This window comes from Paenibacillus sp. HW567, assembly GCF_000374185.1.
Taxonomy (GTDB): Bacteria; Bacillota; Bacilli; order Paenibacillales; family Paenibacillaceae; genus Paenibacillus_AQ.
Window position 1 is genome coordinate 5,343,665 of the sequence record NZ_KB910518.1, and the last position, 13,192, is coordinate 5,356,856.

At 52.7% G+C, this 13,192-nt stretch carries 13 protein-coding genes and 1 riboswitch; all 13 genes read right to left on the reverse strand.

Annotated features, from left to right (window positions below):
* Window positions 1-4 precede the first annotated feature (4 nt).
* Complete coding sequence (purS, locus tag B212_RS0123715; protein WP_019913657.1) at window positions 5-250, reverse strand: phosphoribosylformylglycinamidine synthase subunit PurS; 246 nt, start codon at window positions 248-250, stop codon at window positions 5-7.
* Between the two features lie 268 nt (window positions 251-518).
* Complete coding sequence (locus B212_RS0123720) at window positions 519-1,409, reverse strand: phosphoribosylaminoimidazolesuccinocarboxamide synthase (protein ID WP_019913659.1); 891 nt, start codon at window positions 1,407-1,409, stop codon at window positions 519-521.
* Window positions 1,410-1,782: 373 nt separating this feature from the next.
* Window positions 1,783-3,078 carry an adenylosuccinate lyase gene (purB, locus tag B212_RS0123725; protein ID WP_019913660.1) on the reverse strand — a complete coding sequence of 432 codons (1,296 nt, stop codon included), beginning with the start codon at window positions 3,076-3,078 and terminating at the stop codon, window positions 1,783-1,785.
* A gap of 6 nt (window positions 3,079-3,084) precedes the next feature.
* A complete protein-coding gene (purK, locus tag B212_RS0123730) occupies window positions 3,085-4,428 on the reverse strand; it encodes a 5-(carboxyamino)imidazole ribonucleotide synthase (protein ID WP_019913661.1) in 1,344 nt (447 codons plus the stop codon).
* Window positions 4,425-4,910, reverse strand: a complete 486-nt coding sequence (purE, locus tag B212_RS0123735) for a 5-(carboxyamino)imidazole ribonucleotide mutase (RefSeq protein ID WP_019913662.1) — start codon at window positions 4,908-4,910, stop codon at window positions 4,425-4,427. Before purE ends, purK begins: the two co-directional genes overlap by 4 nt.
* Before the next feature lie 244 nt (window positions 4,911-5,154).
* Window positions 5,155-5,256, reverse strand: a riboswitch (purine riboswitch).
* Window positions 5,257-5,414: 158 nt separating this feature from the next.
* Window positions 5,415-5,849 (reverse strand): universal stress protein, encoded by a 435-nt coding sequence (locus B212_RS0123740; protein ID WP_019913663.1) that lies wholly within the window; start codon window positions 5,847-5,849, stop codon window positions 5,415-5,417.
* Window positions 5,850-5,875: 26 nt separating this feature from the next.
* On the reverse strand, window positions 5,876-6,139 hold the full coding sequence (locus tag B212_RS0123745) for a DUF1294 domain-containing protein (RefSeq protein ID WP_019913664.1): 264 nt from the start codon (window positions 6,137-6,139) through the stop codon (window positions 5,876-5,878).
* An 81-nt stretch (window positions 6,140-6,220) separates the two neighbouring features.
* The gene (locus B212_RS0123750) at window positions 6,221-7,471 is read right to left on the reverse strand and encodes an MFS transporter (RefSeq protein WP_019913665.1); all 1,251 of its coding nucleotides are present in this window, start codon (window positions 7,469-7,471) and stop codon (window positions 6,221-6,223) included.
* A gap of 93 nt (window positions 7,472-7,564) precedes the next feature.
* The gene (locus B212_RS0123755) at window positions 7,565-9,703 is read right to left on the reverse strand and encodes a DNA topoisomerase III (protein WP_019913667.1); all 2,139 of its coding nucleotides are present in this window, start codon (window positions 9,701-9,703) and stop codon (window positions 7,565-7,567) included.
* A gap of 163 nt (window positions 9,704-9,866) precedes the next feature.
* Complete coding sequence (locus B212_RS0123760) at window positions 9,867-10,607, reverse strand: acyl-[acyl-carrier-protein] thioesterase (RefSeq protein ID WP_019913669.1); 741 nt, start codon at window positions 10,605-10,607, stop codon at window positions 9,867-9,869.
* 287 nt (window positions 10,608-10,894) lie between these two features.
* Window positions 10,895-12,088 (reverse strand): DUF4179 domain-containing protein, encoded by a 1,194-nt coding sequence (locus B212_RS0123765; protein WP_019913670.1) that lies wholly within the window; start codon window positions 12,086-12,088, stop codon window positions 10,895-10,897.
* Complete coding sequence (locus B212_RS0123770; protein ID WP_019913671.1) at window positions 12,063-12,650, reverse strand: RNA polymerase sigma factor; 588 nt, start codon at window positions 12,648-12,650, stop codon at window positions 12,063-12,065. The genes B212_RS0123765 and B212_RS0123770 overlap by 26 nt, the downstream gene beginning before the upstream one ends.
* A 201-nt stretch (window positions 12,651-12,851) precedes the next feature.
* Window positions 12,852-12,992, reverse strand: a complete 141-nt coding sequence (locus B212_RS34735) for a hypothetical protein (protein ID WP_019913672.1) — start codon at window positions 12,990-12,992, stop codon at window positions 12,852-12,854.
* Window positions 12,993-13,192: the final 200 nt, after the last annotated feature.

Sequence of the window (13,192 nt, forward strand, 5' to 3'; positions counted from 1 at the left end):
ACCTTTAGTCCTCCAATTCGTAGCGGTAATCCTCGATCACCGTGTTGGCCAGCAGCTTCTCGCACATTTCCTTCAGACGTCCTTCCGCTTCAGCTCGGTTGTCGGTATCGAGAGTCAACTCCATATACTTGCCGATACGCAACGATTCAACCTCTTGAAAACCTACGGAATGCAGCGCTCCTTGCACGGCTACCCCTTGGGGATCGAGCACACTTTTCTTAATGGTGACATAGACTGTCGCTTTTAACATACGCTTGTAGTTCCTCCTAAAATTTAATGAGCACAAAATTACAATTCACTCAACTGCACATTGTGCAGCTATTAACTCCATATCTCCGGCAAACTCAAGTTTAGTTGTATTCTCTACAGTTATATTTCTGAATAACAGCTATTCAAGGCCATTTCATCCATTTTAGCTGTACCAAATACAATTAAATTAACAACGGCATATACTTTGAGCAAAATAACTGCAGAGAGTGCAATTAGCAGTTGCTACAGTTGATTTTGCTCATTTCACTCTATAAAGACTTGCCGGTGAGGCGATGATAAATATCCAGATAACGGCGGGTCGTTTCTTCTACAACCTCAGCAGGGAGCGGGTCCGGGGTGCTGTTCTTGTCCCAGGAGGATGCGGACAGATACGTCCGTACCGGCTCTTTGTCCATGCTGTCGATTTCGATATCTAGTGCGTATTTTTCCTTGGACCAGAAACGTGAAGCATCCGGGGTAAAAATCTCGTCGATCAGAATTACCCTGCCGTCCAGCAGCCCGAACTCGAATTTGCAGTCCGCAAGAATAATGCCATGCTCTTCACAGTACTCTCTGGCAAAAGCGAACAGCTTCAGGCTCTTCTCCTTAAGCTCCAGGGCAAGCTCTGCACCTATCAGCTCCTGCATCTTCTCAAAAGGAATATCCTCGTCGTGGCCGACATCGTTTTTGGCGGCTGGCGTGAAAATCGGCTGGGCCAGCACTGCATTTTTACGGAGTCCTGCGGGAAGTGCGATTCCATTTACCTTGCCGGTCTCCTGATACTGCCGCCAGCCCCCGCCGGTAATGCAGCCGCGCACGACGCACTCAATATCAATGCGCTCCGCCTTGCGGACAACCATGATGCGGTTTCTCAGCGCTTCCTTGTCCCGCAGAACATCTCCAAGCTGGTCCACATCAATATGCACAACGTGGTTCTCCATCAGCTCCTGGGTTTTGCCGAACCAGAAGGCACTGAGCCGGTTAAGCACATTGCCCTTCTCCGGCACCGCCGGGTCCAGCACATAGTCGAACGCGGAGATCCGGTCCGTGACGACGATCAGCACCTCTTCCCCCAGATCGTACAATTCGCGAACCTTTCCTTTGTAGAGCAGCGGTGCATTTACGAGATCCACAGCCGTGGATACGGCAGGGTATGTCATGACCTTTCCTCCCTTGAACTAATGATCTTGCGTATACTCTGGCTAAAAAACGCACTAAGCGCAGATTCTTCCACGCCCAATCAAAAGCTCTCAACAACGGTCTGGCAAATAAGATCCACTGCAAGAAATGTTTGGACTTCCGATCGCTGTTATCCTCAGATTTCCTGATTTGAACCGCTGCCCGCGGTAGAAATCCGAGGATAAAGGCGAACGCTAACGCTTCTCCAGTTCCAAAATTTCTCTCCGTTCCTCTTTTACCGCACCTTATATTTCAAGCTTCCAGTTGCGCTTGATTCAGAACAATCCGCTCTTCTTGCTGCTTCACGCCATTTTATTGCTGCGCCCCTCAGTTCACCACTAACTTACCTTTTAATTAGATAAGTTCCAGCTTGCGGAAGATGGTGTCCACATGCTTAAGGTGCCAGGAAGGGTTGAAGGCATCCTCGATCTCTTCCGGGCTGAGCACAGCGGTGATCTCCGGTGTCGCTTCAACGATGTCGCGGAACTGGGTCTGCTCTTCCCAGGCCTGCATCGCACGCGGCTGCACTGTATCGTAGGCTTGCTCGCGGCTGAAGCCTTTGTCGATCAGCTTGGTCAGGATGCGGCCGGAGAACGGAACACCGAAGGTGCGGTTCATGTTGCGCTTCATATTTTCCGGGAAGACAGTCAGGTTCTTCACGATGTTGCCGAAACGGTTCAGCATATAGTTCAGCAGCATGGTCGCATCCGGCAGGATAATCCGCTCCACTGAGGAATGCGAGATATCGCGCTCATGCCACAGCGGCACGTTCTCGTAAGCAGTAACCATATGTCCGCGGATGACGCGGGACAGGCCCGAAATATTCTCGCAGCCGATCGGATTACGTTTATGCGGCATAGCCGACGAACCCTTCTGGCCTTTCGCAAAAGCCTCCTCAACCTCGCGGATTTCGCTCTTTTGCAGGGCGCGGATTTCTGTGGCGAACTTGTCCAGGGATGTAGCGACGAGCGCCAGCGACGCCATATATTCCGCGTGACGGTCACGCTGCAGCGTCTGCGTGGAGATTGGCGCCGGGCTGGTGCCCAGCTTGCGGCAGACAAATTCTTCGACGAACGGGTCGATGTTGGCATAGGTGCCGACTGCGCCGGAGATTTTGCCGAACTGTACGCCATTTGCGGCATGACGGAAACGCTCCAGGTTGCGCTTCATTTCCTCGTACCAGAGCGCCATTTTCAGACCAAAGGTTGTCGGCTCAGCGTGCACACCGTGGGTGCGCCCCATCATCGGAGTGTCTTTGTAAGCCAGCGCTTTTTCCTTCAGAATCTCGATGAAATTGATGATGTCCTTCTCCAAGATCTCATTCGCCTGACGCAGCAGATATCCAAGCGCCGTATCCACAACGTCCGTGGAGGTTAAGCCGTAATGCACCCATTTGCGCTCCGCACCCAGGCTCTCGGATACCGCACGGGTGAAGGCAATGACATCATGGCGGGTTTCCAGCTCAATTTCATTAATGCGGTCGATATTGAATTTGGCGTCCTTGCGCAGCTTGGCGGCATCCTCATGCGGAATGACTCCCAGCTCAGCCCACGCCTCGCAAGCGCAAAGCTCCACTTCCAGCCAAGCGTTGAATTTATTTTCTTCGGTCCAAATGGCCCGCATCTCAGGTCTGCTGTAACGTTCGATCATATCTGGTCAGTTCCTCCAAAGGTTAGTTTGCTCCACCCAGGCCAAGCCGTCACCGGTGTCCTTGCAGAGCAGGTTGATGTGGCCCATTTTGCGGCCGGTTTTGCTCTCGGTCTTGCCATATATATGAAGCTTGGGTGCTACACCAAGCCGGTTTGCTTCTTCATCCACTGTGCTGAATGCCTGTATGGCCCCGTCCAGATGCTGGCCGAGCACATTCACCATTACCACGGGGGTCAGCAGCGTCGTGTCGCCAAGCGGCAGATTGCAGATCGCACGTACATGCTGCTCGAACTGCGAGGTTACGCAGGCGTCCATCGTATAATGCCCGGAATTGTGCGGGCGCGGCGCCAGCTCGTTCACGAACAGCTCGCCGTCACCGGTGACGAACATTTCCACCGCCAGCAGTCCAACCGCATTCAGACCGGCAATCAGCCGCTCTGCCAGCTCGCAGGCCCGCCGCTGAATCTCCTCCGACACTCTGGCGGGCACAATCGACAGATGCAGGATGTTGTTCACATGGATGTTCTCTGCCGGCGGGAAGCTGCGGACCTCGCCGGAGGCGCTGCGGGCGGCAATCACAGAAATTTCGCAGCGGAAGGCGACAAATTTCTCCAGCACCAGCTCGGGTGCGTCTGTTCCCGGCGCCACCGACCGGAAGGCGGCTTCCAGCTCTTCCGGCTGGCGGATGACGGCTTGTCCCTTGCCGTCATACCCCCCTGTGGCTGTCTTCAGCACACAGGGCAGGCCCAGCTCCGCAGCCGCGGCGGTAAGCTCCGCCAGGCTGCCGACCTTGCGGTACGGGGCAACGGGCACGCCCGCCGCCTCGATCGCCGCCTTCTCGCGCAGCCGGTGCTGCGTCGTATACAGCAGGGCGCTGCCCTGCGGCACGTACGACTCCGCCGTCAACAGCGCGGCCACGTCCGCGTCGACGTTCTCGAACTCGTACGTGATGACGTCTGCGCGCTGCGCCAGCTCCCGCGCTGCATTCCGGTCGTCATACGCCGCTGTAATCTGCGGCGTCACCTGCCCGCAGGGCGCATCCGGCGCGGGATCGAGCGCCACGAAGCGGTAGCCCATGGCGCTGCCGGCCAGCGCCATCATGCGCCCGAGCTGCCCGCCGCCGAGCACGCCGACTGTGGCGCCGGGCAGCAGCGTCCGGGGCGTGCCTGCCCCCGGCGCGGCAGTGTCAGCCGAAGCGTCAACCGCCGGCTTCGAAATCCCCCTGCCTTGGAGACTCCCAGGCACCTTCAACTGTTCCCGGCTTCCTTGCCCGGCAGCCTCAAGGCCTTGCGCCTCCCGCTTCTCTGGCTCAGGCACCAGACCCTCACCCTTCAGCTCCTCCGGCCTCATAGGCTGTCGCTGCTTTCCAGCACTTCGCGCTGTATGGCATCGCGCCGCTGCTGCACCCGGCTCTGCACCTCAGGCTCGAACGCACCGATCATCTGCGCAGCGAGCAGCCCCGCGTTGATGGCCCCGGCGCGGCCAATCGCAACTGTCGCTACCGGAATGCCGCCCGGCATCTGCACAATGGAGAGCAGCGAGTCCAGACCGTTCAGAGCCTTTGACTGCACCGGCACTCCGATAACGGGCAGCATTGTCTTCGCTGCCACCATACCCGGCAGATGCGCCGCGCCGCCCGCACCGGCAATAATCACACGCAAGCCGCGGCCTGCGGCCTCCTCCGCATACCGGAACATTAAGTCCGGTGTGCGGTGCGCCGAGATCACCTTTTTCTCATAAGCTACACCAAGCTCCTCAAGCACAAGGCAAGCCTGCTCCATTGTTTCCCAATCTGATTTGCTGCCCATGATGACGCCAACCTGCACAGACATGTTTCAACCTACCTTCCGCTCCCCAATTTAGAGACTCATTGCTATAAGTTTGTCCTGTTTCATTCCATTTTTCCATAAATCCGAAAAAAAAAGCCCGGATTCCAAACGCATGTTGCTGCGGGTGGACCCAGACTACTGCAGGAATAGGAGAACTGTCCCGGTGCACACTGCTTCTGCAGTCACAGAACCGGGATAAGCGCACAGCTCGCCGCCCCTCGGTTCCGGGGCGGCGCTGACGGCCGTTCTAGTCATCCTATTTCCTCGTAGTCCGGCAATTTACGGTTACCGGGTAGAAACTTCCGGGCCTTATTCCCGGTTTTATACGAGCTCTTCATAGATTCATCTTAACAATGCCCTACACTTCATGTCAACTTAAACACGAACATTGTTATTTCCAGCAGTCAAAATGTTCGCTTTTGGGCACATTTGGAATCGTGATTTTACATATTCTCCAACATTTTATAGAAAAAAGGGGAACGCCTCAGCGCTCCTCCATCCAATCTATTATTTAACGACCAATACCGGAATCCGGGCGCTCTGCACAACATTGTGGCTTACACTGCCCAGAACAAATTCGCGGATTCCTCCGAGTCCGCGGCTGCCGATAACAATCACGTCAATGGCATGCTCCTTGGCATAGCTTAATATTACTTCAGCAGGCGAGCCCTGCAGCAGTTCAACAGTAGCATTCAATCCTTCAGCTTCCAGACGGCTTTTCACTTCATCGGTAGTTTGCACCGCCAAATCATAATAATCCTTGTTCACTGAGGCCGGCATAGGCGCAAGAGCTTCCCCGATGAAGAAACGCGGAAATTCAAAAGCGTGTACGACGTGAAGGGATGAACCCGGAGTTACCTTAGCCAGCTCGATTGCCCGCTCCAGTGCTTGATTGGAGGCCTTGGAACCGTCATAGGCAAGCAAAATTTTAGAGAATAACATGTACGCCACCTCTTCTTCTGTTTTGTTTATCCCAAAAAATAACCATACAGCAAGATATTCAGCAGCAGCAAGAGCGGAATTCCGATCCTGAAGGAAGTATGCCTGGTCTTGTGGCGCTTGCGGTACATGGCGATCAGCACACCCAGCGCGCCGCCCATAAATGCCAGCAAAAACAATGTTTTTTCCGGCACCCGGTCCCGTCTTTTCCGGGCTCTGTTCTTGTCCTCGGACATGACCACATACCCGATAATATTGATCAGTGCGAACCACAGCAATACAACCTGGAGCATCCTTTCCGGCCCCTCCTCCCAGACATCCTATCTACCATTTATTATATTACCCTTTTGGGCAAAAAACCAATATTCCTTACATCACCTGTTGGCTACATGCCCGGATTTCCCCTGCTCCCTGCCAATTGCGCCAGTATCCTTGATCCATACCCAGGACAACACCGCAGCAAGCCCCGCCGCAAGGCCTCCAAGCCAGAACCCTCCCCGCAGCCCATACGCTGCACTCATCCAGCCCGCTACAAAAGGACCGCCCGACATGCCGATAGCATACACTGCCTGATAAAAGCCCATCGCCGTAGCCCGCTTGAACGGAGCCACCCCGGAGACCGATTTGCCCAGCAGCAGCGGAAAAATCAAGCCCTGCATAAAGCCGTTCCCCACCTGTGTCGCGCATAGTGCCGCAAGATTCGGCATCGAAGGGATCAAGAGCGTGAACAGCGCACTTCCGGCAAAACCGAGCATCAGCGTTCCCCGGTCGCCCAGCAGCCTGCCGAATAACCGTGAACCGTAGAGTGTAGCTACAGCATGCGGCAGCATAAAAGCCAGTGTCAGCCAGCCCAGGCTCTCCTTGCTCGCCCCGATATTCAGCGCCTGGTTCGGAGTATAGCCGAACATCGTAATGAACAGCACGCAATGCGCCAGCACCGATAAAAGCGACACCCTGACCAGCAGCGGCTCTTTGATCACTCCAGCCAGGTCCTTAATCTGAATTGCGCTTTCGCGCTTCTCCATCTGCTGCTCCGGCAAGCGGAGCGCAAGCAGCAGGGCTGCGGCCGCCACCAATCCGCCAATCACAAACGGGGTATTCCAGCCCCAATGCTGAACCATATACCCGCTGATCATCATGCTTGCGAGCTGCGCAATCACGGTAGTGAACTGCAGCATGCCCATGGCTTTTCCGGCATCCTCCTTCGGGAAATACCCGGCGAACATCACCGAATATACAACCCACGCCGAGGCCGCAATCCCGGATACCGCACGAGCCGCCAGCGCCCAGCCTGGATGCGATCCCGCCATGAACAGCAGACAGCTTGCCCCGCTGGCAATCAAGCCAAGATAGATGAACGGCCGGCGGCGGTTCAGAACATCCGAACCAATGCCAATCGGGAGCCGGAACAGAATTTGCATCAGCCCGTACACTCCCAGCACCGAACCCACCATAACATAAGAGGCTCCCAGATGTTCTACATACGGCGAGAGCACCGGAACATAAATATAGGAAGAAAACCAGAACATAAAGACAATTATCAAAAAGAAAAGCCGGCTGCCTCCCCTGCTTCCCTTGACCTCGGCCACCCGTTCTTCCTTTCCTTGCCGCTGAACCGTCGCCAATCCATCACCCGCTCCATCTGCAATTTTCCTGATATCGGTCCATTCATTTTCAATCTCTTTGGTAAGTTGCTATTTTCGATAACTCTGCTTCACTTACTTCCCCTTCTCCTTGGCTTCCATTGCCGCCTTCAGCAGCTCGCCCAGGTTCGATCCAACACTCTCCGGTTTGCTGTACTGCTGCACCAGCTTCTGCTGCTCGCGCTTGTTGATATGCTTGTGGTCCTTGTCCATTGTTTCCGTAATTCCACAGCCAAGACACTGCACATAACGCCCGGCCTTGCCCTCTTTAAGCTCCATCTTCTTATGGCACTGCGGACAGCGGCGGTTCGACAATTGCTTTTCACCCGCCCGGGTATAGCCGCAGTCATCCGCAGGACAGACCAGCAGCTTGCCGCGTTTGGTCTTTTTCTCCAGCATTCTCGTTCCACAATTCGGACAATGGCTGCTGGAGACATTATGCGGCTTGTATTCCGCCCCGCTGTTCTTCACACCGGATACCAGTTCTTGGGCCATACTGCGGATTCCCTGTAGAAAAGGCTCCGGCCGCCCCTGCCCGCGGGCGATCTTCTCAAGCTCCGCTTCCCAGAGTGCCGTAAGCTCCGGCGTACGCAACTGACTCGACACCAGCCCGATCAACTGCTTGCCTTTCCCAGTTGGATGCAGCAGATTGCCTTGGCGCTCAATAGTATCGGAGCTGACCAGCTTCTCGATAATATCGGCGCGGGTCGCAGGCGTCCCAAGACCATGCTTCTCCATCTGCGTCAGCAGCGAAGCTTCATTATAACGCTTCGGCGGCTGCGTCCGGCCTGGACGAATAATGCAGCGCTGCACGGTAACAGCTTCGCCTTCACGCAGCTCCGGCAGCTTCACACTGCCTGCCGCCGGTTCATCCGCAGTATTCTCCTCTTCATCATCGCTGCTCATATCCCCGCCGTAGACCTCTCGCCAGCCGGCGTCTTTTACCGTGGTTCCTTTAACATTGAAGCTTTCGCCTTCCACATTCACCGTCACAGTTACTGCATCATAACGTGCCGGAGCATAGAACAGGCTGATGAACCGCCGCACGATCAGATCATACAGCTTGCGCTCCTCTGCACTTAGCAGATTCAGCAGTACTGTCTGCTCTGTAGGGATAATTGCGTGGTGATCGCTCACCTTGCTGTCGTCTACAATCCGTTTGGTTATCGGCAGAGGCTTGCGCAGCAGCGGTCTTGCAAGTGCTGCGTAAGGTCCGACCGCCACGCTGTCCAATCTTTCTTTTAACGTGGCGGTCATATCCGAGGTCAGATAACGGCTATCCGTGCGCGGATACGTTACCAGCTTATACTGCTCATAGAGCCGCTGAAGCACGCTGGATGTCTGCTTTGCCGAGAAGCCGAACTTGCGGTTGGCATCGCGCTGCAGCTCTGTTAAATCATAGGCCAGCGGATGCGGCTCACTCTTCTCGCTCTTATGCACCTTGGCAATACGTCCGCTTCGTCCGGTAACCTTTTCCTTCAGCACTGCCGTTTTGTCCCGGTCAAAAATACGCCCATCCCCGCCATGAGCCCGCCAGCCCGCCTGAAAGCTGCCAAAGTCAGCCGTCAGTTGGTCATACTCCTGGGAACGAAACCCGGTAATTTCACCTTCCCGGTCCATGATCATGCCCAGCGTCGGTGTCTGCACCCGTCCGGCAGACAGCGGCGCACCGAACTTGCAGGTCAGTGCCCGCGTCACGTTAAGCCCAATCATCCAATCCGCCTCCGCGCGGCAGCGGGCCGATTCATACAGCCGGTCAAAATCCCGGCCCGGCCGCAGCGACGCGAAGCCTTCCTTAATCGCTTTATCCGTCTGCGAGGAAATCCACAGACGCCGGAACGGCTTGCGCCAGCCGGCCATATTCATAATCCAGCGCGCCAGCAGCTCGCCTTCACGCGCCGCATCCGTGGCGACAACCAGCTCCTCAATATCCTGCCGTTTCATAAGCTGCTGTACCGCCTTGTACTGCTGGTTCGTTTCCCGCAGCACCTTCAGCTTCGTCTTCTCGGGCAGGATCGGCAAATCCTCCAATGCCCAAGCCGCGTATTTATGATTATAGTCTTCAGGCTCTGCCAGGCCCACTAAATGGCCCAAAGCCCAGGTGACGACATATTTAGGACCTTCAATATAGCTTTTTTGCTTATTTCCACAGCCCATCACCCGCGCAATCTCACGCGCTACCGATGGCTTTTCCGCAAGTACCAATACCTTCATAGCTCTCTCCCTTCCTTTTCAACATCTCATTATACCATGATCCCAACTCCGCAAATATCGTCAGGCTGAATCTGCGCGGACAATAATACAATAAATATCCTAATAGAGCTGCTATAACGCAACAAAGACCGTAGCTGCTGAACAGACACGGTCTTTGCATAGATCAGAACTCCAGGCATGCTGTAAAAAACACCTTATCCCCTGCTACTCCCTGTACAAATATACCTTCATTAGTTAAGGCGGACCGCCAGATCTGCATTTCATCTCCGAACTTGGCTTCCTGTGCATAAGTAATCCGAAAACGCCTTAGCTCCTTCGCCCCCCACTCCTCCAAAGACAAGGCATCACAGCAGATTTCTCCATACCGTGCGTTATTTAAGTGATGGTTACTGTCCAGCCCGCTGAACCTAACCTGATATAGATAAGCCTCCTGTAGAGTTACGCCTTCAGGGATTGTGACCTTGTCCGGTATGGACCCAACTGAATCAGCCTCATAATGGTTTACCGGTACAGGAAGAGCTGTTGGCCGTAAAAGCTTCCGCTTCTCAATATCCACAAGCGCCCAGATCGAGCGTGCTACAGCCACCTCTAAATGGTCCTTGTCATAAATGCGATAATCCCGCTGCCATAATGCCCCTTTCGTGCCTTTGCTCCAGGTCCGCACTGTTAACTGATCATTTCGCCTGGGCATCCGGCCAAGCTCAAGATCAAGGGTGATCAACATCCAGCCCATCCCGGCCGCCAGCATTTGCTCCAGCCCCAAACCAAGTGCACCCACGGCAGAATCCGCTGTACGCTGCATCATTTCCAGAATGAAAGAAAGCTTGCCGTGGGCACGGTAATCCGTATCGCTTGCCTGTAGTACAAAGTTCTCTGTCCACAGAAGATTAGTTGTATTATCCACTACTCTATCCCCTTTGCAAAATAAGAACGTGAATTAAGTATAAAAAGTACTATGTATCCACAAATATTCTACACTATCCACATTAACTGGGGAGTACTTCGTCAAAAATAGAATCAAACGCTCTATTCACATGTAGACAATTTTTTTCATTCTTGTTGGCCCATATTATATCCACAATCTTCAGATTACTTAAAGCTACTTCTCATTTCTTGCAAAAAAAAGCCCGCATCTGCCATCAGGCAGACCCGAACTTCTCTTTGCAGCACGATGATTTGCACAGAACCGGCTTAAGGAATTTGAATCGTTTGTTCAAGCTCTGGATAGTAATACTTCACCGGTTTTCCGTCGGCACCCTTCAAAGGCTTGAAATTTTTGTCAACGGCTTGTGTAAATGGCTTAACCGTAATTGTTTTTGGCGTTTTTGGAAACGGATCGAAGTCAAGATCATTAATAGGATGTGTTGTGACAGATGAACTATATATAAATCCAAGTTGAGGTAACGCATTATTACTTTGATCGCCCACAATTTCATAAAACATTTCGGAAGTGCTGTAGCCGGATACTGGCTTCGGCAAGCTTGGAACCTTACCTTCTTCGTTAACCACCAATCTGCTAGTGGCCGGAGTCAATTCCAGTTTTTTAATCGTATAGCTGAAATCCTGTGTCTTTTTCGTTTGGTTCAGATCTAGTTTGACAATGCCTTCCGTAACCTTTTTCACCGGCACCTTGAATTCAAAAGGCTCCCCGATCTGTGTTATCGGTATACTGATACTTAATTCAAATTCATTACCATAGCTTTCAGTATTACTCAGCTTTCTAAAATCATATAAAAGGGTATTCTTTTTCCCGTCAACATCACCAATAATCGAGGTTCCATACGCTACTTCTTTTCCATCCGGCATTTTTACAACGGCTGAACCCAGCAGCCCTTTCACAGACTGGTCCAATGTTATTTTTGCATGCTCTTCTTTCACAGCCGGATCGAACTTAATGGGTTCAATCATTTGCTCTGCCATCATCTTGTCGTTATGAATACCTTCACGTTCAACCGCCAGCGCCAACCGCGTGCCGTCATAATAGATATCTGTAAGCTTCAATGTCACCCCACCGTGGGTAACGCTTTGATTAGGAGCCGTGAATAGACTTTTTTCACCTGCATTTTGGAGCCCCTTATCCTCCATATCTTTAAAAACATTTCCCACAATAGGAATCTGCTTCAACGTATCCGCCATAACCGGTGATACAAATCCGCTCCCGATAATCCCCGCGCCCAGTATTGCTGCTGCCGCTGCGGCTACCAGCGTTTTTTTCATGAACCTGCCGCCACGTTTGATCGGCGCTCTTTTCTCCATATCCTCTTCTTCTCCTATTCGCTTCATAATGAATTCGCTGAAACTGTCTACCGGCATCTCATGATTTTGGACCACTTGACGAATGTCCTCCATGTTCCGGCTGTCAGTTTGATCTTGCCACTTCTCCATGAGAGCCTCCTCCTTCAATCATTCTTTGCCGGACCAGCTTTTTGCGCAGACGTTCGAATTTCTTGCGTAAGGTTGCAGGATTGCACTCCATAATTTGACCCATTTCTTCAAAACTGTACTGCTCGACCACCTTGAGAATCAGAAGATTGCGTTCTTCAGCCGTCAGTTCATCTATAAGCAGCTTCTGAAACGGATCGTCGTCTTTGAGATTATAGTAGGCATTGGGTCGCTGTTCTTTATATAGAGATAAAAGACGGTTGCGCCGCTTACGCTTGCGAATCTGGTCCAGGCAATGATGGTAGGCCACTTTATAAAGCCAGGCGGAAAAAGATACACGTTCCTCATATCGCCGCAGTTCCCGGTATACTTTTACAAATACCTCCTGAACGGCATCTTCTGCCTCTTCACGATTTCTTAAAATATAATAACAATACGTATATATCTGTTTTTCAAAAGCGCGGATTATCGTTGCAAAAGCTTCACGGTTGCCTGCTTTCACCTGTTCTATGGCTTCACTAATTACAAATGGATTAACTTGCCCCCCGGGGGTACGTTGTTCCAAAGAATCACCTCCTTGCTAACCGCCTACACTTATATAACGTTCTCTTATTTCCTAATCGTGACCAACTATAAAAAAAGCAGCCATCCCCTCTTGATTCGGGACGCTGCTGCCTGTGTGCATGATATATTCTGAACACTTGTATGTATAGTCTCAGCCCTTGTATGGCGCAAACTCCAGTTCAGCCTCGAAATAGACCAAACCTTAGGCGCCCTGGTCATGCATGAACAATCTTGCATCGGCCACTGGTGTCTGCATAATAATCAGCTCTTCGTCAATTTTCGCTTCCTGCAAGTAACTTATCACCAGTTCTACCGCCATAACCGGAGAAATACTGTCTAACAAGCATTTGTCCACATGTGCATAAGTAGAAATACCCTGCTTTCTCTGCCAACTTACCCACAAGTCCGCTTCATTTGAATGCACACAAATTAAAAAGCCATTGTCGATGGCTCAACAATGGCTTCATGCTGCTTGGCGGCGTCCTACTCTCCCAGGACCCTTCGGTCCAAGTACCATCGGCGCTGGAGGGCTTAACGGTCGTG